This is a genomic window from Kitasatospora sp. NPDC048715, from assembly GCF_043198905.1.
Lineage (GTDB): Bacteria > Actinomycetota > Actinomycetes > Streptomycetales > Streptomycetaceae > Kitasatospora > Kitasatospora lactacystinica.
In genome coordinates, this window is record NZ_JBICVH010000008.1 from 251,126 (window position 1) to 276,134 (window position 25,009).

Below are 25,009 nucleotides of genomic sequence, written 5' to 3' on the forward strand. Positions count from 1 at the left end.
TCACGAGGCGCCCAGTTCCTTGTCGATGAAGTCGAAGAGGTCGTCGTCGGTGGCGGTGTCCAGACCGGCCACCACGTCCGGCGACCCGGCCGCGGGAGCGCCGTCCTCGAAGCGGGCCAGCAGCGCCTGGAGGCGCCGGACCACCGTGATCCGCTCCGCCTCGGCCGCCTCCGCCAGCTCGGCCCCGATCCGCTCCACCCGGTCGGTGAGCGAGGCGGCCGAGGTGCGCGGCGGGGCGATCCGCCCGGTCAGGTACTCGGCGACCCGGGCGGCCGACGGCTGGTCGAACACCAGCGTCGCGGGCAGCCGCAGCCCGGTCCGGGCGGACAGCCGGTTGCGCAGTTCGACCGCGGTGAGCGAGTCGAAGCCGAGGTCGACGAAGCCCCGGTCGGGCGCGACGGCCTCCGCCGTGGCGTGCCCGAGGACCTGCGCGACGTCCGCCCGGACGGCGTCCAGGACCATCCGGGCCTGCTCGGCGGGGGTGCGGCCGGCCAGCTGCCGCGGCAGCGAGGGGCCGTCGGCGGCCGCGCTCGCCCGGCGCGGGCCGCCGGGCAGCAGTCCGCGCAGCAGGGCCGGGACGGCGCTGTCGGCGGTGCCCGGCCGGGCCGGCAGGTCGAGCCGGACCGGCACCAGGTGGGCGCGGTCGGTGGCCAGCGCCGCGTCCAGGAGCGCGAGGCCCTGTTCCGCGGTCAGCCCGTCGCCGAGCCGGGCGGCCCGGTCGCCGAGGTGCCCGGTCATCGCGCTGGCCTCCGCCCAGACGCCCCAGGCGAGCGAGAGGCCCGGCAGCCCGAGCGCCCGGCGCCGCGCCGCGAGGGCGTCCAGGAAGGAGTTGGCCGCCGCGTAGTTCGCCTGGCCGGGCGAGCCGAAGGTGCCGGCCGCCGAGGAGAACAGCACGAACAGCTCCAGGTCCGTCCCCGCGGTCAGCTCGTGCAGGTGCACGGCCGCGTCGGCCTTGGGACGGAACACGGTGGCGACCCGGTCGGGCGTCAGCGACTCGACCACGCCGTCGTCCAGCACGCCGGCGGTGTGCACCACCCCGCGCAGCGGGCGCTCCGCCGGGATCGCGGCGAGCACCCGGGCCAGCGCGTCGCGGTCGGCGGCGTCGCAGGCCACCACCTCGGCGCGAGCGCCGAGTGCGGCCAGTTCCGCCGTCAGTTCGGCGGCTCCGGGGCTGTCCGCACCGCGCCGGCTGAGCAGCAGCAGGTGCCGCACGCCGTACGCCGCGGCCAGGTGGCGGGCCACCAGTCCGCCGAGCACGCCGGTGCCGCCGGTGACCAGGACGGTGCCCCCGGGCGCGGCCGGCGCTCCCGTGCCGGGGCGCGCCGCGGTGTTGGCCGGCGCCGCGGCACCGGCCGCCACCCGGGCCAGACGGGGCACCAGCACTCGCCCGTCCCGGACCGCCAGCTGCGGTTCGGCACCGGTCGCGTACGGGTGCCAGGCGTCGTCCCCGGGTTCCGCGTCGACCAGGACGAACCGGTCCGGGTGCTCGGACTGGGCCGAGCGCAGCAGGCCCCAGACCGCCGCGCCGGGCAGGTCGCGCACCCGGTCGGCCGGGTCGACGGCGCCGGAGGTCAGCACCACCAGCCGGGAGGAGTCGAACCGCTCGTCGGCGAGCCACTGCTGGACGGTCGCCAGCGTCCCGGAGGCCGCCCGGAGCGCGGCACCCGCGTCGCCGACGGTGTCGGCGGCGGTGTCGGCGGCGGTGTCGGTGTCGGCGGCGGGACGGGCCACGAGGGGCAGCACCACCACCGGGGGCGCCTGCGCCCCGGCGGGCAGTCCCGCCAGCGAGTCGATCCGCTCACCCGGCACCCCGGCCACGGCCGGCGTCCCGTCCCCGGCGAGCACCCACCACGCGGAGGCGTCCACCGGCGGCAGGGCCGGCACGGGCGTCCAGTCGACCGCGAACAGCCAGTCCCGACCGGGCTGTCGACCGGTCTCCGGCAGCTGTTCGACGGCGGTCTCGCGGAGCACCAGCGAGTCGACGGAGGCCACCGGCGCGCCGATCCCGTCGGCGGTCCGGATCAGCACGCCGTCCTCGGTCGGGGTGACCGCGACGCGCAGCACCGTGGCGCCGGTGGCGTGCAGCCGGACGCCGGTCCAGGCGAACGGCACACGGGGCACCGGGCCGCCGGCCTCGACGAAGCCGATCACGTGCAGCGCCGCGTCCAGCAGCGCCGGGTGCAGCCCGAACCCGGGCGCGGCCGCGGCCGCCTCCTCGGGCAGCGCCACCTCGGCGTAGACCGTCGCGCCCTCGCGCCAGGCCGCCCGGACCCCCTGGAAGGCCGGCCCGTAGCCGTACCCGCCCTCGGCGAGGGCCGGGTAGAAGCCGTCCAGCGCCAGTGGTTCGGCGCCCGGCGGCGGCCAGGCCGCGAGGTCGTACTGCTGCGCCGCGAGGCCGTGTTCCCGCGCCGCGCCCTCGGCGCCCAGGACGCCGGTCGCGTGGCGCACCCACGGCGCCTCGCCCTCGTCCGGCCGGGCGTGGATCTCCACCCGGCGGTCGCCGTTCTCCTCCGGGCCGGCCACCCGCACCTGGACCTGCACCCCGCCGGTGGCCGGCAGGGGCAGCGCGGACTGCACGAGCAGCTCGCGCAGGACCGTCGAACCGACCTGCTCCCCGGCCCGCAGCGCCATCTCCACGAACGCCGTCCCGGGCACCAGCACCCGGCCGAGGACGGCGTGGTCCGCCAGCCAGGGCTGGGTGGCGAGCGACAGCCTTCCGGTCAGCAGCACCTCGTCCCCGCCGGCCAGCGCGACCGTCGCGCCGAGCAGCGGGTGGTCCGCCGCGCTCTGGCCGACGCCGCCCACGTCGCCCACGCCGGTGGCGGGCTCCAACCAGAACCTGGTCCGCTGGAAGGCGTAGGTCGGCAGCGGCACCCGGCGTCCGGCCGGCAGCACGGCCGGCCAGTCGACCTCGACGCCGGCCGCCCAGAGCCGGCCGAGCGCGCGCAGCGCCGTCCCGGCCTCGTCGGATTCGCCGCGGCGCAGCGCCGGGACGAACACGCCCTCGGTGACGGACTGCTGGGCCATGCCGCAGAGCACGCCGTCCGGGCCGAGCTCCAGGTGGCGGGTGACGCCCCGGCCGAAGAGGTGCGCGATGCCGTCGGCGAACCGGACGGTGCCGCGCACATGGCGGGCCCAGTACCCGGGCGTCCGGATCTCCTCGGGGTCGACCACCGCGCCGGTCAGGTTGGAGACGATCGGGATCCGCGGATCGTTGAAGGTCAACCCGGCCAGCACCTCGGTGAATTCGGCCAGCATCGGCTCCATCAGGGCCGAGTGGAACGCGTGCGAGACGGTCAGCCGGCTCGTCCGGCGGCCCTCGGCCGCCCAGCGCCCGGCGAACTCCTCGACCACCTCCGTCGGACCCGAAACCACCACCGAGGTGGGGCCGTTGACGGCGGCGACGTCCAGCCGGTCACCGATCTCCGAACGCACCTCGGCCTCGGCGGCCTGCACGGCGAGCATCGCGCCGCCCTCGGGCAGCGCCTGCATCAGCCGGCCGCGCGCGGCCACCAGGGCGCACGCGTCGGCCAGCGAGAACACGCCCGCCGCATGGGCGGCGGCCACCTCGCCGATCGAGTGGCCCAGCAGGAAGTCCGGGACCAGGCCGCAGGACTCCGCCCAGCGGTACAGGGCGACCTCGACGGCGAACAGGCCGGCCTGCGCCCACATCGTCCGGTCCAGGTCTACGCCCTCGAAGACCACGTCCTTGACCGGCCGGTCGAGCCACCGGTCCAGCTCCGCGCAGGCCGCGTCGAACGCCTCCGCGAACACCGGGGAGGCCTCGTACAGCCCCCGGCCCATCCCGGCCCGCTGCGCGCCCTGCCCGGTGAAGAGGAAGGCGAGTCGCCCGGGGCCGCCCGCGGCCGCCGGTGCCGCCTCCTCGGCCGCGAGCCGGTCGAGCTGGCGCAGCAGGTCCGCGCCGTCCCGTCCGACGGCGACGGCCCGGTGCTCCAGTTCGGCCCGGGTGGTGGCCAACGACCATGCCACGTCGGCCGGTTGGGGTGCGGGCGCCGCCGCGAGGTGGGCGCGCAGGGAGCGCGCCTGCTCACGCAGGGCGGCCTGGGTCCCACCGGAGAGCGGCCACACCACCGGGCCCTCGCCCGTGGTCGTCGGCCCCGCCGGGCCGCGGCCCGCGCCGATCGGCTCCATCGGGCCGTGGCCCGTGGTGGTCGGCCCGGCCGGGCTCGGGGCGGACTCCAGGATGATGTGCGCGTTGGTGCCGCTGATGCCGAAGGAGGACACGCCCGCCCGGCGCGGCCGGTCGGCCTCGGGCCAGGGGCGCGCCTCGGTCAGCAGCTCGACCGCCCCGGCCGACCAGTCCACGTGATGGGTCGGCTCGTCCACGTGCAGGGTGGCGGGCAGGACACCGCGGCGCATCGCCTGCACCATCTTGATGACGCCCGCCACACCGGCCGCGGCCTGGGTGTGGCCGATGTTGGACTTGATCGAGCCCAGCCACAGCGGCCGGTCGGCCGGCCGGTCCTGGCCGTAGGTGGCCAGCAGCGCCTGGGCCTCGATCGGGTCGCCCAGGCTGGTGCCGGTGCCGTGCGCCTCGACCGCGTCCACCTCGGCGGCGAGCAGCCGGGAGTTGGCCAGCGCCTGCCGGATCACCCGCTGCTGGGACGGCCCGTTGGGGGCGGTGAGCCCGTTGGAGGCGCCGTCCTGGTTGACCGCGCTGCCGCGGATCACCGCGTGGATCTCACGGCCGTTGCGCAGCGCGTCGGAGAGCCGCTCCAGCACCAGCACCCCGACGCCCTCGGACCAGGTGGTGCCGTCCGCCGCCGAGGCGAAGGGCTTGCACCGGCCGTCGGAGGCCAGTCCGCCCTGCCGGTCGAACTCGGCGAAGATGTTCGGACCGGCCAGGACGGCCACGCCGCCGGCCAGCGCCAGCTCGCACTCGCCGCGCCGCAGCGCCTGCGCCGCCAGGTGCATCGCCACCAGGGAGGAGGAGCACGCGGTGTCCACCGTGACGGCCGGGCCCTCCAGGCCGAAGGTGTACGCCACCCGGCCGGAGACCACGCTCATCGAGGTCCCGGTCAGCAGGTAGCCCTCCGCGCCGGGCGGGAGCTGGGCGCCCACACCGTAGGTCGAGGCGTACGCCCCGACGAACACACCGGTCGGGGAGCCGCGCAGCTCCGGGGCGACCAGGCCGGCGGCCTCGAAGGCCTCCCAGGAGGCCTCCAGCAGGATGCGCTGCTGCGGGTCCATCACCAGGGCCTCGCGCGGCGAGATCCCGAACAGCTCGGCGTCGAAGCCCGCGACGTCGTCCAGGAAGCCGCCGCGCGGGGCGTAGGACGCGTCCCCGACCCGCCAGCCGCGGTCGGCCGGGAACGGGGTCACCCCGTCGAAGCCCTCGGCCAGCAGTCGCCACAGCTGCTCGGGGTCGTTGGCGCCCCCGGGGTAGCGGCAGCTCATGCCGACGATCGCGATCGGCTCGTCGGCGTTCGCGGCGAGGACGGGCGCGGTCGGGGCGGGGGCCTGCGCCACCCGCTCGGACAGCGCCTCGGCGAGGTGGTCGGCCAGCGCGTCCGGGGTCGGGTAGTCGAAGACCAGGGTCGCGGGCAGCCGCAGCCCGGTCGCGGCGTTCAGTCCGTTGCGCAGCTCCACGGCGGTCAGCGAGTCCAGCCCGAGGTCCTTGAAGGCCTGCTTCGCACCGACCGCGTCCACCCCGGCGTGGCCGAGCACGGTCGCCACATGGGCCCGCACCAGGTCCAGCAGTCGGGCACGGCGCTGCTCGGCGTCCAGGCCCCGCAGCTGCTCCAGCACCGCGGCCCGGCCGCCGGCACCGCGCTCGGCGGCGCGGCTCCTCGGGGCCCGCACCAGGGTGCGGAACAGCGGGGGGATCCCGCCCGTCCGGGGCGCCCGGAGGTCGAGGGTCACCGGCAGGAGGTGCGGTACGGGCAGGGTGATCGCCCGGTCGAACAGGGCCAGGGCCTGCGCGGTCGGCAGTCCCGAACCGCTGCGTGCCGAGGAGAGATGACCGGTCAGCTCACTGGCCTGCTCCCACAGACCCCACGCCAGCGACTGGCCGGCCCGGCCGGAGGCCGTGCGACGGGCCGCCAGCGCGTCCAGGAAGGCGTTCGCGGCCGCGTAGTTGGCCTGCCCACCCGAACCGAACGTCGCCGCCACCGACGAGTACAGCACGAACAACGGCAGCTCCAGATCCGCCGTCAACTCGTCCAGGTTCACCGCCGCGTCCACCTTCGGACGCAGCACCGCCGCCAGACGCTCCGGCGTCAGGGCGCCGAACACCCCGTCGTCCAGCACACCCGCCGCATGCACCACACCCGCCAACGGACGGGAAAGACCGTCCAGCACCCGGGACAGAGCGGCACGGTCGGCCGCATCGCACGCGACCACGTCCGCCTCGGCACCCAACTCGCCCAAATCGGCGAGCAGTTCGCTCACGGCCGGACTGTCCGCGCCACGACGGCTCAACAGGGTCAGATGCCGCACACCGTGCACGGCCGCCAGGTGCCGGGCCAACAGCCCGCCCAGCGTCCCCGTACCACCCGTGATCAGCACCGTGCCACCGGCATCCAACTCCACCGGAGTCTCCGCCAGTTGCAGGGAAGAGGCCCGCACCAGACGCGGCACCGACACCTCGCCACCCCGGATCGCCGCCTGCGGCTCACCACCGACGACCACCGCCGACCACAACTCCACCGAACCATCCGCCGGATCCGGATCCAGATCCACCAGCACGATCCGGTCCGGGTTCTCCGTCTGCGCCGAACGCAACAGACCCCACACCGCCGCCTGCACCGGATCGGCCCCACCAGCGGCAGGAACCGCAACCGCCCCACGCGTCAGCACCACCAGGCGCGAAGAGCCGAAACGCTCCTCCGCCAGCCACTCCTGCACCACACCCAGCACCCGGACCGTCAACGCATACACATCGCCCTCGACCGGCACCGGCAGCACCACCACCGGCGGCACCGCCAACCCACCGGCCTCCAACTCCCCTACCAGGCCCGCCACATCGACGAACCCCCGCACACCGGCGACCTCACCGATCGCCACCCACTCCGACGAACCCGCACCCTCCGGACCCGCCGGAACCGGCACCGGCACCCAGTCCACCGCGAACAACGCCTCCGGCCCACCCTCACCGACCGGCCGAAGCGCCTCCGCCGAAACCTCCCGCAGTACCAGGGAGCCCACGGACGCGACGGGAGCACCGAGTTCGTCGGCGGCCAGGATCGCCACACCGTCGGCCGCCGGACTCACCGCGACACGCAGCGCGGACGCTCCGACGGCGTGCAACTGGACGCCGGTCCAGGCGAAGGGCAGTCGCGTCGCCCCGCCCTCGGCCTCGACCAGGCCGCTGACGTGCAGCGCCGCGTCCAGCAGCGCCGGGTGCAGGCCGAAACCACCCGCCTCACCCGCCGCCTCCTCGGGCAGCGCGACCTCCGCGTAGACGGTCCCACCCACCCGCCAGGCCGCACCCAGACCCCGGAACACCGGACCGTAGCCGTACCCGACCTCGGCCAGAGCCTCGTAGAAACCCTCCAGCGGCACCGCCGTGGCACCGGCCGGCGGCCAGGCGGCCAGATCGAACTCCGGCGCCCGCTCCTGTGCGGTCAGGGTTCCCACCGCGTGGCAGATCCACGGCGCGGTCCCGCCGGCGTCCGGCCGGGCGTGGATCTCCACCCGGCAGTCGCCCTCCTCGCCCGGGGCCGCCACCCGTACCTGGAGGTGCACGCCGCCCTGCTCGGGCAGCGGCAGCGGCGCCTGGAGCACCAGCTCCTCCAGGACCGGGCGGTCGATCTGCTCGCCCGCGCGCAGCGCCATGTCCACGAAGGCCGTCCCCGGCACCAGCGGCTGGCCCTGGACAGCGTGGTCCGCGAGCCACGGGTGGGTGGCGAGCGACAGCCTTCCGGTCAGCAACAGGCCGTTGTCTCCGGCCAGTTGAACCGCAGCGCCGAGCATCGGGTGGCCGGCCGACAGCTGGCCGACCGAACCGGCGTCTCCGGACCGAACGGCCGGGCGCGGCCAGTAGCGCTCGCGCTGGAAGGCGTACGTCGGCAGTTCGAGCCGTCGGCCGGCCGGCAGCACGGCCGGCCAGTCGACGTCCGCGCCGGCCGTCCAGAGCCGGGCCAGGGCGGTCAGCGCCGTGCCCGACTCCTCCCGCTCACGGCGCAGCAGCGGCGCGAACACGGCCTCGGCTACCGCCTGTCCGGCCAGGCCGCTCAGCACCGCGTCCGGGCCCAGCTCGACGTAGCGGGTGACGCCCTGGCGACGAACGGTGTCGACGCCGTCGGCGAAGCGAACCGCCTCACGGACCTGGCGCAGCCAGTAGTCGGGGGTGGTGAGCAGGCCGGGTTCGGCGATCCCGCCGGTCAGGTTGGAGACGATCGGGATGCGCGGCTCGGCGAAGGCCAACCCGCCGAGCACGGAAGCGAATTCGGCGAGCATCGGCTCCATCAGCGCCGAGTGGAAGGCGTGCGAGACCGTCAGCCGGCTGGTCTTGCGGCCCTCGACCTTCCAGCGGGCCGCGAACTCCTCGACCACCTCGCCGGGGCCGGAGACCACGAGGGAGGTCGGGCCGTTGACGGCCGCCACGTCCAGGCGGTCACCGATCTCCGCCCGCACCTCGGCCTCGGTGGCCTGCACGGCGAGCATCGCCCCGCCCTCGGGCAGCGCGTCCATCAGCCGGCCACGTGCCGCCACCAGGGCGCACGCGTCCGCCAGCGAGAACACGCCCGCCACCTGGGCGGCGGCGATCTCGCCGATCGAGTGCCCGAGCAGGAAGTCGGGTGTCACGCCCCAGGACTCCAGCAACCGGAACGACGCCACCTCGACCGCGAACAGCCCGGCCTGCGCCCACACCGTACGGTCCAGATCCTCAACGCCGTCGAGGACGACCTCGCGCACCGACCGCCCGAGCCTCGCGTCCAGCTCCGCGCAGACCGCGTCAAAGACCTCGGCGAACACCGGGAACGCCTCGTACAGCCCCCGGCCCATGCCGACCCGCTGCGCACCCTGACCCGTGAACAGGAACGCCGTCCGCCCCTCGACGGCCGTACCCGAGACCACGCCCTCGCCGGGCCGGCCCTCGACCAGCGCGGTCAGGCCTGCCCCGATCGCGGCAGCCGTGTCACCGACGGCCACCGCGCGGTGTTCCAGCGCCGCCCGGGTGACGGCCAGCGCGTGTCCCGCGGCCGCCGGGTCGGGCCCGGTCGCCGCGAACTCGGCCAGCCTCGCCGCCTGTCCGCGCAGCCCCTCCGGGCTCTTCGCGGACACCGGCCAGAGCACCGGGCCGCCGTTCTCCACCGGTTCCGGTGCGGGCGACGGGTCGCCCTGCTCCAGGATGACGTGGGCGTTGGTGCCGCTGATGCCGAAGGAGGACACGCCCGCGCGGCGCGGACGGTCCGCCTCCGGCCACGGCCGGGCCTCGGTCAGCAGTTCCACCGCGCCCGCCGACCAGTCCACGTGCGAGGTCGGCTCGTCCACGTGCAACGTGGCCGGGAGGACGCCGTGGCGCATCGCCTGCACCATCTTGATCACGCCCGCCACACCGGCCGCCGACTGGGTGTGCCCGATGTTGGACTTGATCGAGCCCAGCCACAACGGCCGGTCGGCCGGCCGGTCCTGGCCGTAGGTCGCCAGCAGCGCCTGGGCCTCGATCGGGTCGCCGAGCGGAGTGCCGGTGCCGTGCGCCTCCACCACGTCCACCTCGGACGGGGCGAGCCGCGCGGAGGCCAGCGCCTGCCGGATCACCCGTTCCTGGGAGGGGCCGTTGGGCGCGGTGAGCCCGTTGGAGGCGCCGTCCTGGTTGACCGCGCTGCCGCGGATCACCGCGAGCACCCGGTGCCCGTCCCGACGGGCGTCGGACAGGCGCTGGAGCACCAGCACGCCGACGCCCTCGGACCAGACGGTGCCGTCGGCCCCGGCGGAGAACGCCTTGCAGCGTCCGTCCGAGGCCAGGCCGTCCTGCCGGTCGAACTCGGCGAACACCCCCGGGGTGGACATCACGGTCACACCGCCGGTCAGTGCCATCGCGCACTCGCCGCGCTGCAGCGCCTGGATCGCCCAGTGCATCGCCACCAGGGAGGAGGAGCAGGCGGTGTCCACGGTGACGGCCGGGCCCTCCAGGCCGAACACGTACGAGACGCGGCCGGAGAGGATGCTGGTGGCGGCACCCGTCATCAGGTGCCCCTCCGACTCCGGCAGGTCCATCCCGGCGCCGTAGCCGAACGCCGAGGCGCCGACCAGGACGCCGGTGGAGGAGCGGTGCATGGACAGCGGGTCGAGGCCGGCGGCCTCGAAGGCCTCCCAGGAGGCCTCCAGCAGCAGCCGCTGCTGCGGGTCCATCGCCAGCGCCTCGCGCGGCGAGATCCCGAACAGCCCGGCGTCGAAGTCGGCGGCGTCGTGCAGGAAGCCGCCGCGCGGCGTGTAGGTGGCGTCGGCGACCTCGATCTCCCAGCCGCGGTCGGCCGGGAAAGCGGTCACGCCGTCGAAGCCCTCGGCCAGCAGTCGCCAGAGCCGCTCGGGGTTGTCCGCGCCGCCGGGGAAGCGGCAGCTCATGCCGATGATCGCGATGGGCTCGCCGGTGTCTACGGCCGTCTCGACGAACGGCGCCACGGAGGCGGCCCGCTCGAAGAGCAGCTCGTCGAGGTGCTCGGCCAGCACGGCCGGGGTCGGGTAGTCGAAGACCAGGGTCACCGGCAACCGCAGCCCGGTGACGGCGTTCAGCCCGTTGCGCAGCTCCACGGCGGTCAGCGAGTCGAAGCCGAGCTCCCGGAACGCGTGCCGGGGGCCGACCGCGTCCGTGGCACCGTGGCCGAGCACGGTGGCCGCGCTGCTTCGGACCAGCTCCAGCAGCTGCGCGCGCCGATCCTCGGCCGGCAGCGGCCGCAGCCGGGCCAGCAGTCCGGACTCCGCGCCCGCGCCCCGGTCGGCGGCCCGCCGGGCGGACGGCCGGACCAGACCGCGCAGCAGCGGGGGCACCCCATGGGTGGAGACGGCCTGCGCGGCGGCCAGGTCCAGGACCGTCGGCAGGAGGTGCGGTACGGGCAGGGTGATCGCCCGGTCGAACAGGGCCAGGGCCTGCGCGGTCGGCAGTCCCGAACCGCTGCGTGCCGAGGAGAGATGACCGGTCAGCTCACTGGCCTGCTCCCACAGACCCCACGCCAACGACTGGCCCGCCCGGCCGGAGGCCGTGCGACGGGCCGCCAGCGCGTCCAGGAAGGCGTTCGCGGCCGCGTAGTTGGCCTGCCCACCCGAACCGAACGTCGCCGCCACCGACGAGTACAGCACGAACAACGGCAGCTCCAGATCCGCCGTCAACTCGTCCAGGTTCACCGCCGCGTCCACCTTCGGACGCAGCACCGCCGCCAGACGCTCCGGCGTCAGGGCGCCGAACACCCCGTCGTCCAGCACACCCGCCGCATGCACCACACCCGCCAACGGACGGGAAAGACCGTCCAGCACCCGGGACAGAGCGGCACGGTCGGCCGCATCGCACGCGACCACGTCCGCCTCGGCACCCAACTCGCCCAAATCGGCGAGCAGTTCGCTCACCGCCGGACTGTCCGCGCCACGACGGCTCAACAGGGTCAGATGCCGCACACCGTGCACGGCCGCCAGGTGCCGGGCCAACAGCCCGCCCAGCGTCCCCGTACCACCCGTGATCAGCACCGTGCCACCGGCATCCAACTCCACCGGAGTCTCCGCCAGTTGCAGGGAAGAGGCCCGCACCAGACGCGGCACCGACACCTCGCCACCCCGGATCGCCACCTGCGGCTCACCACCGACGACCACCGCCGGCCACAACTCCACCGAACCGACCAGCGGATCCACATCCGGATCCAGATCCACCAGCACGATCCGGTCCGGGTTCTCCGTCTGCGCCGAACGCAACAGACCCCACACCGCCGCCTGCACCGGATCAGCCCCACCAGCGGCAGGAACCGCAACCGCCCCACGCGTCAGCACCACCAGGCGCGAAGAGCCGAAACGCTCCTCCGCCAACCACTCCTGCACCACACCCAGCACCCGGGCCGTCAACGCATACACATCGCCCTCGACCGGCACCGGCAGCACCACCACCGGCGGCACCGCCAGCCCACCGGCCTCCAACTCCCCCACCAGGCCCGCCACATCGACGAACCCCCGCACACCGGCGACCTCACCGATCGCCACCCACTCCGACGAACCCGCACCCTCCGGACCCGCCGGAACCGGCACCGGAACCCAGTCCACCGCGAACAACGCCTCCGGCCCACCCTCACCGACCGGCCGAAGCGCCTCCGCCGAAACCTCCCGCATGGCGAGCGATGCGACGGTCGCGACGGGCTCGCCCACGCCGTCGGCGAGGAGCAGCGACACGCCGTCCGCCGTACCCTCGACCCGCACCCGGAGCACCGAGGCACCCACCGCGTCCAGGCGGGCACTCGTCCAGGCGAACGGCAGCCGGGTGCCCCCGGCCTGGGCGGCCGGGGAGAGCCCGACCGCGTGCAGTGCCGCGTCCAGCAGCGCCGGGTGCAGACCGAAACCGCCCGCCTCACCCGCCGCCGCCTCGGGCAGCGCGACCTCCGCGTAGACGGTCCCACCCACCCGCCAGGCCGCACCCAGACCCCGGAACACCGGACCGTAGCCGTACCCGACCTCGGCCAGAGCCTCGTAGAAACCCTCCAACGGCACCGCCGTGGCACCGGCCGGCGGCCAGACAGTGAGGTCCGGTCCGGCGTCGGCAGCGGCGGCCTCGTCGGCCAGGAGTCCGGCCGCGTGGCTGATCCAGACGGCGTCGCCGGTGCCCTCGGGCCGCGAGTAGACCTCGACGGTGCGCTCACCGGTCTCGCCGGCGGCGCTCACGCTCACCTGGATCTGCACCCCGGCGCGCTCGGGCAGCACCAGGGGCGTGCGCAGGACCAGCTCCCGGATCGCCGGGGAGCCGGCCCGGCGGCCGGCCGCCCAGACCATCTCGACCAGCGCGGCGCCGGGCACCACCACCCGGTCCAGGATGACGTGGTCGGCCAGCCACGGGTGCGTGGCCACCGACAGCCGTCCGGTCAGCAGCAGGCCGTTGTCACCGGCCAGTTGAACCGCAGCGCTGAGCAGCGGGTGGCCGACCGGCTCCAGGCCGACCGTGCCCGGGTCGCCGGCCGGCGGGACCGCCTCCGGCCAGTAGCGCTCGCGCTGGAAGGCGTACGTCGGCAGTTCGAGCCGTCGGCCGGCCGGCAGCACGGCCCGCCAGTCGACGTCCGCGCCGGCCGTCCAGAGCCGGGCCAGCGCGCGCAGCGCGGTGTCCACGTCCTCCCGGTCGCGGCGGGCGACGGGGGCGAACACCCCGTCGGGCGCGGACTGTTGGGCGGCTCCGCAGAGCACCCCGTCCGGGCCCAGCTCCACGAAGCGGGTCACGCCCTCGCGCTGCAGGGCCTCGACGCCGTCGGCGAAGCGGACCGCCTCACGGACCTGGCGCACCCAGTAGTCGGGGGTGGTGAGCAGACCGGGCCCGGCGATCCCGCCGGTCAGGTTCGACACGATCGGAACGCGCGGCTCGGCGAAGGTCAACCCGGCCAGCACGGAAGCGAATTCAGCGAGCATCGGCTCCATCAGCGCCGAGTGGAAGGCGTGCGAGACGGTCAGCCGGCGAATCCGGCGCCCCTCGGTCTTCCACCGGGCGGCGAACTCCTCCACCGCCTCGACCGAACCGGAAACCACCACCGAGGTCGGGCCGTTGACGGCCGCGACGTCCAGGCGGCCGCCGATCGCGTCACGGACCTCGGCCTCGGCGGCCTCGACCGCCAGCATCGCGCCGCCGCTCGGCAGCGCGTCCATCAGCCGGCCACGTGCCGCCACCAGGGCGCACGCGTCGGCCAGCGAGAAAACGTCGGCGCAGTGCGCCGCGGCGATCTCGCCGATCGAGTGCCCGAGCAGGAAGTCGGGCGTCACGCCCCAGGATTCGAGCAACCGGAAGGAGGCGACCTCGACCGCGAACAGCCCGGCCTGCGCCCACACCGTCCGGTCCAGATCCTCGACACCGTCGAACACCACGTCCCCGACCGGCCGGTCCAGCAGCAGGTCCAGCTCCGCGCAGACCGCGTCGAAGGCCTCCGCGAAGGCGGGGAACGCCTCGTACAGCCCCCGGCCCATGCCGACCCGCTGCGCACCCTGACCGGTGAACAGGAACGCCGTCTGGCCTTCGACCGCCGCACCGGCGACCACGTGCGCCGACGGGGTGCCCGTCGTCACGGTGTCGAGCCCCTCGGCGAGGTCCGCCGCGTCCGCTCCGAGCACCACCGCGCGGTGGGCGAGCGCGGCCCGGCCGAGCAGGGCGTGGCCGACGTCGGCCGGGTCCGGCTGCGGCCGCCCGTCGGCCCCGTCGCCGGAGCCGAGGAAGGCCGCGAGCCGCTCGGCCTGGGCCCGCAGGGCGGGTTCGGTCCTGCCCGACAGCAGCCAGGGGACCACCGGCGGCGCCGCCGCCGTCCGCTCGGCCGGGGCGGGGCTCGGCACGGCCTCGATGATGACGTGGGCGTTGGTGCCGCTGATGCCGAAGGAGGACACGCCCGCACGGCGCGGCCGACCGTCCTCCGGCCACGGCCGGGCCCGCGTCAGCAGTTCCACCGCGCCCGCCGACCAGTCGACGTGCGGGGTGGGCTCGTCCACGTGCAGCGTGGCCGGGAGGACGCCGTGACGCATCGCCATGACCATCTTGATGATCCCGGCGACGCCGGCGGCGGCCTGGGTGTGCCCGATGTTGGACTTGATCGAGCCCAGCAGCAGCGGGCTGCCCTCCGGCCGCCCCTGACCGTAGGTGGCCAGCAGCGCCTGTGCCTCGATCGGGTCGCCGAGGCGGGTACCGGTGCCGTGCGCCTCGACCACGTCCACCTCGGCGGTGGTCAGTCCGGCGGTGGCCAGGGCCTGGCGGATCACCCGCTCCTGCGCGGGACCGTTGGGCGCGGTCAGACCGTTGGACGCGCCGTCCTGGTTGACGGCGCTGCCGCGCACCCGCGCCAGCACCCGGTGCCCGAGCCGCCGGGCGTCCGACAGCCGCTCGACCAGCAGCACGCCGACGCCCTCGCCCCAGCCCGTACCGTCCGCCGCGGCCGCGAAGGCCTTGCAACGGCCGTCCGAGGCGAGCCCGCCCTGGCGGTCGAACTCGCCGAAGGTGGCCGGCGAGACCATCACCGTGACACCGCCCGCGAGCGCCATCGCGCACTCGCCGCGCTGCACCGCCTGGGCCGCCAGGTGGAGTGCCACCAGGGACGACGAGCAGGCGGTGTCCACCGTCACCGCTGGCCCCTCCAGGCCGAAGGAGTAGGCGACCCGGCCCGAGATCACGCTGTTGGCGGTGCCGGAGAGCAGGTGCCCCTCGGCTCCCTCGAAGCCGTGCGCGCCGCCCCCGCCGTAGCCGGAGGAGGAGGCTCCGACGAAGACACCGATCTGCCGGCCGCGCACCGAGCGCGGGTCCAGCTCGGCGGACTCGAAGGCCTCCCAGGCGGCTTCCAGCAGCAGCCGCTGCTGCGGGTCCATCGCCAGCGCCTCGCGCGGCGAGATGCCGAACAGCCCGGCGTCGAAGCGGGTCGCCCCGGCGACGAAGCCGCCCTGCCGGGCGTACGAGTCCTCGGCGTCCGCGAACGCCCAACCGCGGTCGACGGGGAAGCCGGAGATGCCGTCGGCGCCGGTGGCGACCAGCTCCCACAGCTCGTTCGGGGAGGCGATGCCGCCGGGGTAGCGGCAGCTCATCCCGACGATCACGATCGGGTCGTCGGTGCCGGGAGCGGCCCCGCCGTCGACCCGGACCGCCTCCGGAGCGGTGTCCGGGCCGTCCGGGCCGTCCAGGTCGTCGAGCAGTTCACCGGCCAGGTGCTCGGCCAGCTCGCTCGGGGTCGGGTGGTCGAAGACCAGGGTGGCCGGCAGTGCCAGGCCCGTCTCGGTGCCCAGGGCGTTGCGCAGTTCCACCGCGGTCAGCGAGGTGAAGCCCAGGTCCCGGAAGGCCCGGTCCGCTCCGACGGCCTCGGCGGTGCCGTGTCCGAGCACCGTGGCGGCCCGCGCCCGCACCAGGTCCAGCAGGATCCGGCCCCGCTGCGGGACCGGGGCCGCCGCGAGCCGGCGCACCAGGGCGGTGCCGCCCTCGGCGGCGGACTCCTCCGCGGCCGGCCGCTGGGCGGCCTCGGGCAGGTCGGCCAGCAGCGGGCTGGGGCGGCTGGAGGTGAACGCCGGGGCGAACCGCTCCCAGTCCACGTCCGCGACCACCACGCAGGTCTCCCGCCGGTCCACCGCCGCGGCGAGCGCGGTGACGGCCAGCTTCGGGTCCAGGGCGGGCAGTCCGCGCTTGCGCAGGAAGTCCTCCGCCTCGCCGCGCACCGCCATCCCGGCCTCGGCCCAGGGGCCCCAGGCCACCGAGAGGCCCGCCAGGCCGCGCGAGCGCCGCTGCTGGACCAGCGCGTCCAGGTAGGCGTTGGCGGCGGCGTAGAGCCCCTGCCCGCCGCTGCCCCAGACGCCCGCGATGGAGGAGAAGGTGACGAACAGTTCCAGGTCCAGCCCGGCGGTGAGCTCGTCCAGGTGCGCCGCGCCGGTGACCTTGCCACCGGTGGAGGAGCGCACGTCGGCGGGGCCGGTCCAGTCCAGCGGTGCGGTCTCGGCGACGCCGGCCGCGTGCACCACGCCGGTCAGCGGGAGCTCGGCCGGGATCGCGTCGAGCACGGCCGCCAGCGCCGCCCGGTCGGCGGCGTCGCAGGCGGCGACCGTCACCCGGGCACCCAGCCCGGCCAGCTCGGCCACCAGCGCGTCCACGCCCTCGGCAGCCGAACCGCGACGACTGGTCAGCACCAGATGGGGAACGCCCCGACCTGCCAGCCAGCGCGCCACCTCCGCGCCCAGCGCCCCGGTGCCACCGGTCACCAGCACCGTGCCCGAGGGGGTCCACGGCTCGGCCGGGACGTCCTCGGCGGCCGCCCGGACCAGTCGGCGGGAGTAGACCCCGGCGGGGCGCACGGCGACCTGGTCCAGGCCCTGGCCGCCGGTGAGCACCGAGGCCAGCCGGGCGGCGACCCGGCCGTCCACGGCGGCGGGGACGTCGACCAGCCCGCCCCAGCGGTCCGGGTGCTCCAGCGCGGCGACCCGCCCGGCACCCCACACCTGGGCCTGGAGCGGATCGCGCAGCGGGTCGGAGCCGCCCACCGACACCGCGCCGCTGGTGACGGTCCAGAGCGGCGCGCCGATCGCGGCGTCGCCGAGCGCCTGGAGCAGGACCACCGAGGCGGTCAGCCCGTCCGGGCCGAGCGCGGTCAGCGACAGCACGCCCGCGTACTCGGCGGGCAGTTCCGCGAGCCGTCCGGCCAGCGCCGCCCGGCCCTCGGCCACCGGGTCGCAGCGGAGCTCGACCAGCTCGGCCCCGGCGGCCCGCAGCGCCGCGGGCAGCCCGGCCGCCTCGCCCGCGCCGTCAGCCCCGTCCGGCAGTACGACCAGCCACGTTCCGGTGAGCGCGCCCGCGCCGAGCCCGTCCGTGACCGGCTTCCAGGTGACGCGGTAGCGCCAGGAGTTGACGACGGCGTCGGCCCGGCGACGGCGGCGCCAGGAGGACAGCACGGGCAGCAGCGGCTCCAGCTCGCCCGCCGAATCGACGGCGAGGGTGCTCGCCAGCTCGCCCAGGTCCGCGCGCTCGACCGCGTCCCAGAACCGGGCGTCCAGGGCGTCCACGGCGCCGTTGGCGGGCGCGGGGACGGGGCCCGGCTCGGGCCAGTACCGCTCGCGCTGGAAGGCGTACGTCGGCAGCTCGACCCGCCGGCCGCCGCCCAGCACGGCCTGCCAGTCCAGCGCGACGCCGGCCGTCCACAGCGCGCCGACGGTCTCCGCGACCGCCTCCGCGCCGGTCCGGTCCCGACGCTGCATCGGTACGAACACCCCGTCGGTGACGGTCAGTTGGGCCATGCCGCAGAGCACGCCGTCCGGCCCCAGCTCGATGAACCTGCGGACGCCGTGCTCGCGCAGGCAGGCCACGCCGTCGGCGAACCGGACGGTCTCCCGGACGTGGCGCACCCAGTAGTCCGGCGTGCCCAGGGTGTCGGCGTCCGCGAGGGCGCCGGTCAGGTTGGAGACGATCGCGATCCGCGGCGCCTCGAAGGCGATCGTCTCCAGCACCGCGCGGAAGTCCGCGAGCATCGGCTCCATCAGCGCCGAGTGGAACGCGTGCGAGACCGCCAGCCGCGCGGTCCGGCGCCCCTCGGCCCGCCAGCGGGCGGCGAGTTCGTCGATCACCGCCGCGTCGCCGGAGACCACCAGGTCGGCGGGCCCGTTGACCGCGGCGACGTCGGCCCGGCCGGCCAGGACCTCGCGGACCTCCGCCTCCTCGGCCCGCACCGCGAGCATCGCGCCGCCGCCCGGCAGCGCCTGCATCAGCCGGGCCCGGGCCGCGACCAGCCGGCAGGCGTCCGCCAGCGAGAACACCCCGGCGCAGTGCGCCGCCGCGACCTCGCCGATCGAGTGCCCGAGCAGCAGGTTCGGCACCACGCCCCAGGATTCGAGCAGCCGGAAGGTGGCGACCTCGACCGCGAACAGGGCGGTCTGGGCGTAGCCGGTCAGGTTCAGGTCCACGCCGTCGGCCGCCACCTCGCGGACCGGCCGGTCCAGCGCCGGGTCCAGTTCGGCGCAGACCGCGTCGAAGGCGTCGGCGAACACCGGGAAGCGCGCGTACAGCTCCTCGGCCATGCCGGCCCGCTGGGCCCCCTGGCCGGTGAACAGGAACGCGGTGCCGCCGGGGACCGCGGTGGCGGCCGTCGTGCCGTCGAAGTCGGCCAGCCGGCCGAGGAGTTCCGTCCGGTCGTCGCCGACCAGCACCGCGCGGTGCTCCAGCGCGGCACGGGTGGTGGCGAGCGCGTGACCGGTGTCGCGCGGGTCGGCGTCCGAGTCGGCGAGGAAGGTGCGCAGCCGCTGCGCCTGGGCCCGCAGGCCGTCCCGGGTGTGGGCGGAGAGCGGCAGCAGCGCGAGCGCGGGGGTCGGGGCCCGCTCGGCCTCGACGGCCGGGGGCTGCTCGATGATGACGTGGGCGTTGGTGCCGCTGATGCCGAAGGAGGAGACGGCGGCCCGGCGCGGCCGGTCCAGCTCGGGCCAGGACCGGGCCTCGGTGAGCAGTTCCACCGCGCCGCGCGACCAGTCCACCTGCGGGCTGGGCTCGTCCACGTGCAGGGTGGCGGGCATGATCCCGTGGCGCAGTGCCTGCACCATCTTGATCACGCCGGCCGCGCCCGCGGCGGCCTGGGTGTGGCCGATGTTGGACTTGATCGAGCCGAGCAGCAGCGGGCCGTCCTCCGGCCGTCCCTGACCGTACGTGGCCAGCAGCGCCTGGACCTCGATCGGGTCGCCCAGCACCGTGCCGGTGCCGTGGCCCTCGACCAGGTCGACGTCCCGGGTGGACAGGCCCGCGTTGACCAGCGCCTGCCGGATCACCCGCTGCTGCGCGGGGCCGTTGGGCGCGGTGAGGCCGTTGGAGGCGCCGTCCTGGTTGACCGCGCTGCCCCGGATCACCGCGTGCACGCGGTGGCCCTCGCGCCGGGCGGTGGAGAGCCGCTCGACCAGCAGCAGGCCGACGCCCTCGCCCCAGCCCGTTCCGTCGGCGGCGCCCGCGTAGGAGCGGCAGCGTCCGGTCGAGGAGAGCCCGCCCTGGCGGTCGAACTCGCCGAAGGCCGCCGGGGAGACCATCACCGTGACGCCGCCGGCCAGGGCCTGCTCGCACTCGCCGCGCTGCACCGCCTGCACGGCCAGGTGCAGGGCGACCAGCGAGGAGGAGCAGGCGGTGTCGACGGTGACGGCGGGCCCTTCGAGGCCGAAGGTGTACGCGACCCGGCCGGAGATGACGCTGTTGGCGGTGCCGGACAGCAGGTGCCCCTCGGCGCCCGCCAGCCCGAGGCCGCCGGTGCCGTAGCCGGAGTTGGACGCTCCGGCGAACACGCCGATCTGCGCGCCCTGGACGGAGCGCGGGTCCAGCCCGGCCGATTCGAGGACCTCCCAGGCGGCCTCCAGCAGCAGCCGCTGCTGGGGGTCCATGGCCAGCGCCTCGCGCGGGGAGATGCCGAACAGCGCCGCGTCGAAGCCGGTCGCCCCGGCGACGAAGCCGCCCTGCCGGGCGTACGAGCCCTCGTCGTCGGCGAGGTCCCAACCGCGGTCGGCGGGGAAGCCGGTGACGCCGTCCTCGCCCTCGGACACCAGCCGCCACAGGTCGTCGGGGGACTCCACCCCGCCGGGGTAGCGGCAGCTCATGCCGACGATCACGACCGGGTCGTCGTCGGCGGCGACGGCGGCCGCGGCACGGGTGGGCGCCGCCGGCGCGTCCGGCTCGTCGAACAGTTCGCCGAGCAGGTACGCGGCCAGGGCGGTCGGCGTCGGGTGGTCGAAGACCAGGGTGGCGGGCAGCCGGAGGCCGGTCTCCGCGTTCAGCAGGTTGCGCAGTTCGACGGCGGTCAGCGAGTCGAAGCCGAGGTCGCGGAAGACCTGCTCGGGGTCGACCGCCTCGGCGGTGCGGTGGCCCAGCACGGCGGCCGCGCGCTCCCGGACCAGGTCCACCAGCACCTGGTGGCGCTGACCGGCGGGCCCGGCGGTGAGCCGCTGCCGCAGCGCGGTGCCCAGCTCGAAGTCGGAGCCCTCCCCCTCGACCGGCGGCGCCGCCTCGGGCAGGTCGGCCAGCAGCGGGCTGGGGCGGCCCAGGGTGAAGGCCGGGGCGAACAGCCCCCAGTCGACGTCGGCGACGGTCACGCAGCCCTCGCCGTGGTCCACGGCCCGCGCCAGGGCGCGGACGGCGAGGGCCGGGTCGAGCGCGTTCAGCCCGCGGCGGCGCAGGAAGTCGGCCGCCTCGCCGCGGGCGGCCATCCCGGCCTCGGCCCAGGGGCCCCAGGCGATCGAGGTGCCGGACAGGCCGCGGCTGCGGCGGTTGTCGACCAGCGCGTCCAGGTGGGCGTTGCCGGCCGCGTAGGCGGCCTGGCCGCCGCTGCCCCAGGTCGCCGCGATCGAGGAGAAGGTGACGAACAGGTCCAGGCCGTCGGTGAGTTCGTCGAGGTGTGCGGCGCCGGCCGCCTTGCCGTCGACGACGGCGGCCAGGTCGGCGGGGCGCAGCTCCTCGATCGGGCCGTGCGCCGCGACGCCGGCGGCGTGCACCACGCCGGTCAGCGGGAGGTCGGCCGGGATCCGCGCGAGCACCGCGGCCAGCGCCTCCCGGTCCGCGACGTCGCAGGCCTCGACGGTCACCCGGGTGCCGGTGGCGGTCAGCTCGGCGACCAGGTCCTCGGCGCCCGGTGCGGCGGCGCCGCGCCGGGCGAGCAGCAGCAGGTGCGGCGCTCCGCGTTCGGCCAGCCAGCGGGCGACGGCCGCGCCCAGGGCGCCGGTGCCGCCGGTGACCAGCACCGTGCCCGAGGGGGTCCACGGCCGTTCGGCGGTCCGGGCCGGCTCCGGGCGGGTCAGCCGGCGTCCGTAGCCGGCGGAGCCGCGCACGGCGACCTGGTCCTCGCCCGTGGCGCCGGCCAGCACCGCGGCGAGCCGGGCGCCGGCCCGGGCGTCCAGGGTGGCCGGAAGGTCGATCAACCCGCCCCAGCGGTCCGGGAGTTCCAGGGCGGCGACGCGGCCGAGCCCCCACACCCGGGCCGCCGACGGGTCGCTCGGCGGGTCGAACCGGCCCACCGAGACGGCGCCGGAGGTGAGCAGCCACAGCGGTGCGTCGATGCCCGCCTCGCCGAGGCCCTGGACGGTCGCCAGCGCCTCGGCGGCCGGGTCGGCGCCGGCCGGCAGCGCGACCACGCCGGCCAGGCCGGCCGGGCCGGCCGTCGGCCACGCCCCGGGGGCGCAGCGCAGGACGGTGGCGCCGGCGGCCCGCAGGGCCTGCTCGACGGCCTCCGCCCGCCCGTCCTCGGGGTCGGCGGACAGCAGCCAGTCGCCGGTGAGCGGGGCGGTGTCGCCGAGGCCCGTCAGCGGCTTCCAGGTGACCTGGTAGCGCCACGAGTCGACGGTCGACTCCTGCCGCTGGGAGCGCCGCCAGGCGGCCAGCGCGGGGACCACCTCGTCCAGCAGGCCGGGGGCCTCCTCCAGCTTCAGGGTGGTGGCCAGCTCGGTGAGGTCCGCGCGCTCCACCGCCGCCCAGAACCGGACGTCCTGGTCCGAGGCCTCGCGCGGCGGGCCGACCGGCGCCGCCATGCTCTGCGGCCAGTAGCGCTCGCGCTGGAAGGCGTACGTCGGCAGCTCCACCCGGCGGCCCTCGGGCAGCACGGTGCGCCAGTCGACCTCGACGCCGGCCGTCCAGATCCGGGCCAGTGCGGTCAGCGCCGACTCGGCGTCGTCCCGGTCGCGACGCAGCAACGGGGCGAACACGCCCTCGGCACCGGCCTGTTGGGCCATCCCGCAGAGCACGCCGTCCGGGCCGAGCTCGACGAAGCGGGTCACGCCCCGGGCGGCCAGGCAGGCGGCGCCGTCGGCGAACCGGACGGCCTCGCGCACGTGCCGCACCCAGTACTCCGGGGTGGTGAGCAGGTCGGGCGCGGCGACGGCTCCGGTCAGGTTGGAGACGATCGCGATCCGGGGGCGGGCGAAGGTGACCGTCTCCAGCACCGCGCGGAAGTCCGCGAGCATCGGCTCCATCAGGGCGGAGTGGAAGGCGTGCGAGACCGTCAGCCGGCTCGTCCTGCGGCCCTCGGCCGCCCAGCGGGCGGCCAGTTCGTCGATCACCTCCGCGGTGCCGGAGACCACGACCGAGGACGGCCCGTTGACCGCCGCGACGTCGGCGCGTCCGGCGATCGCCTCGACGGCCTCGGCCTCGGTGGCCCGGACGGCGAGCATCGCGCCGCCGGACGGCAGCGCCTGCATCAGCCGGCCGCGCGCGGCCACCACGGCGCAGGCGTCCGCGAGCGTGAGGACGCCCGCGCAGTGCGCCGCGGCGAGTTCGCCGACGGAGTGGCCGAGCAGGAAGTCGGGGGCCACGCCCCAGGATTCGAGCAGCCGGAAGCCCGCGACCTCGACGGCGAACAGGCCGGCCTGGGTCCACATCGTCAGGTCGAGGCCGCGGCCGGTGAAGACCGCGTCCTTGACCGATCCGTCGAGGTGGCGGTCCAGTTCGGCGCAGACGGCGTCGAAGGCCTCGGCGAAGGCGGGGAAGGCCTCGTACAGCCCGCGGCCCATCGCCGCGCGCTGCGAGCCCTGGCCGGTGAACAGGAAGGCGCAGCGGCCCTCGCCCACCACGCCGGTCACCGCCGCGGCCGGGTCGCCCCCGGCGAGCGCGTCCAGGCCCGGGAGGAGGTCGCCGAGGACCACCGCGCGGTGGTCCAGGCCCGCGCGGGTGGTGGCGAGCGACCAGGCGAGGTCGACGGGGTCGGGCGCCTCGGTCTCGGCGAGGTGGGCGCGCAGTCGGCTTGCCTGGGCGCGCAGCCCGGCCGCGCCCTTGCCGGAGAGCGGCCACAGCGGCGGCCGGCCGGCGGCGGGCGCGGGTGCCGAAGGGGCCGGGTCGGCCTGGGAGACCTGGGCGGCCCGGGCGGTCGGCTCGGCCTCGGCGTCCGGCCCGGCCTCGCCCCCGCCCTCGGCCTGCGGCTCGGCGGGCGCGGGCGCCGCCTCGATGATCACGTGCGCGTTGGTGCCGCTGATGCCGAACGAGGAGACGCCGGCCCGGCGGGGGTGGTCGGTCTCCGGCCACGACCGGGCCTCGGTGAGCAGCTCGACGCCGCCCTCGCTCCAGTCCACGTGCGGGGTGGGCGCGTCCACGTGCAGGGTGGCCGGCAGCACGCCGTGGTGGATCGCCTGCACCATCTTGATCACACCGGCCACGCCGGCCGCGGCCTGGGTGTGCCCGATGTTGGACTTGACCGAGCCCAGCCACAGCGGACCGCCCTCGGCACGCTCCCGCCCGTACGTGGCGAGCAGGGCCTGGGCCTCGATCGGGTCGCCGAGCCGGGTGCCGGTGCCGTGCGCCTCGACCGCGTCCACGTCGGCCGGGGAGAGCCCCGCGCCGGCCAGCGCCTGACGGATCACCCGCTGCTGGGACGGGCCGTTGGGGGCCGTGAGGCCGTTGGAGGCACCGTCCTGGTTGACGGCGCTGCCGCGCACCACGGCGAGCACCGGGTGCCCCAGCCGCTGGGCGTCGGAGAGCCGTTCGACCATCAGCAGGCCGACGCCCTCGCCCCAGCCGGTGCCGTCGGCGCCCTCGGCGAAGGCCTTGCAGCGCCCGTTGCCGGCCAGGCCGTCGAGGCGGCTGAACTCCGCGAAGACGCTCGGCGAGGACATCACCGTGACGCCGCCGGCCAGCGCCAGCTCGCAGTCGCCCGCGCGCAGCGCGTGGACGGCCAGGTGCAGGGCGACCAGGGAGGAGGAGCAGGCCGTGTCGACGGTGACGGCCGGGCCCTCCAGGCCCAGCGCGTACGCGACCCGGCCGGACACCACGCTGGCCGCGTTGCCGATGGCCAGGTGGGTGGCGGCGCCCTCGGGCAGGGAGTGGGCGCCCTCGGCGTAGCCGGAGGCGGAGGCGCCGACGAAGACGCCGACCCGGTTGCCGGAGAGCGAGCGCGGGTCGATCCCGGCCCGTTCCACGACCTCCCAGGCGGATTCCAGCAGCAGCCGCTGCTGCGGGTCCATGGCCAGCGCCTCGCGCGGGGAGATGCCGAACAGCGCGGCGTCGAACTCGGCGACCCCGTCGACGAATCCGCCCTCGTCGGCGTAGCCGGACCCGGCCGGCCAGCCGCGGTCCTCGGGGAAACCGGTGATGGCGTCACCGCCGCGGGTCACCAGCCGCCACAGGTCGGCCGGCGAGCTCACGCCGCCCGGGTAACGGCAGGCCATCGCGACGATCGCGATGGGCTCGCGCTCGCGCATCTCCGCCACCTGGAGCTGACGACGTGTGCGCCGGAGATCGGCCGTCACCCGCTTCAGGTATTCGAGATACTTTTGCTCTTCCCCCACGCTGATCAACCCCTACTCCCGGCCGGCGGTGGACCGCAGCCGGTACCGATTACCCGTGAGACCGCAGCGTTTCGCATCCTAGGGAGAGAATCCCCGCGCGATACCCCTAGCCGACCCCAGAAAAAAGGACATCAGA

The 25,009-nt window shown here is 76.2% G+C and carries 1 protein-coding gene; it reads right to left on the reverse strand.

Going from position 1 to position 25,009, the window contains the following annotated elements; all coding sequences use genetic code 11:
• Positions 1-24,873: a type I polyketide synthase gene (locus ACGFSC_RS17200; protein WP_392863546.1), complete on the reverse strand. Its 24,873-nt coding sequence runs from the start codon at positions 24,871-24,873 to the stop codon at positions 1-3.
• Positions 24,874-25,009 lie beyond the last annotated feature (136 nt).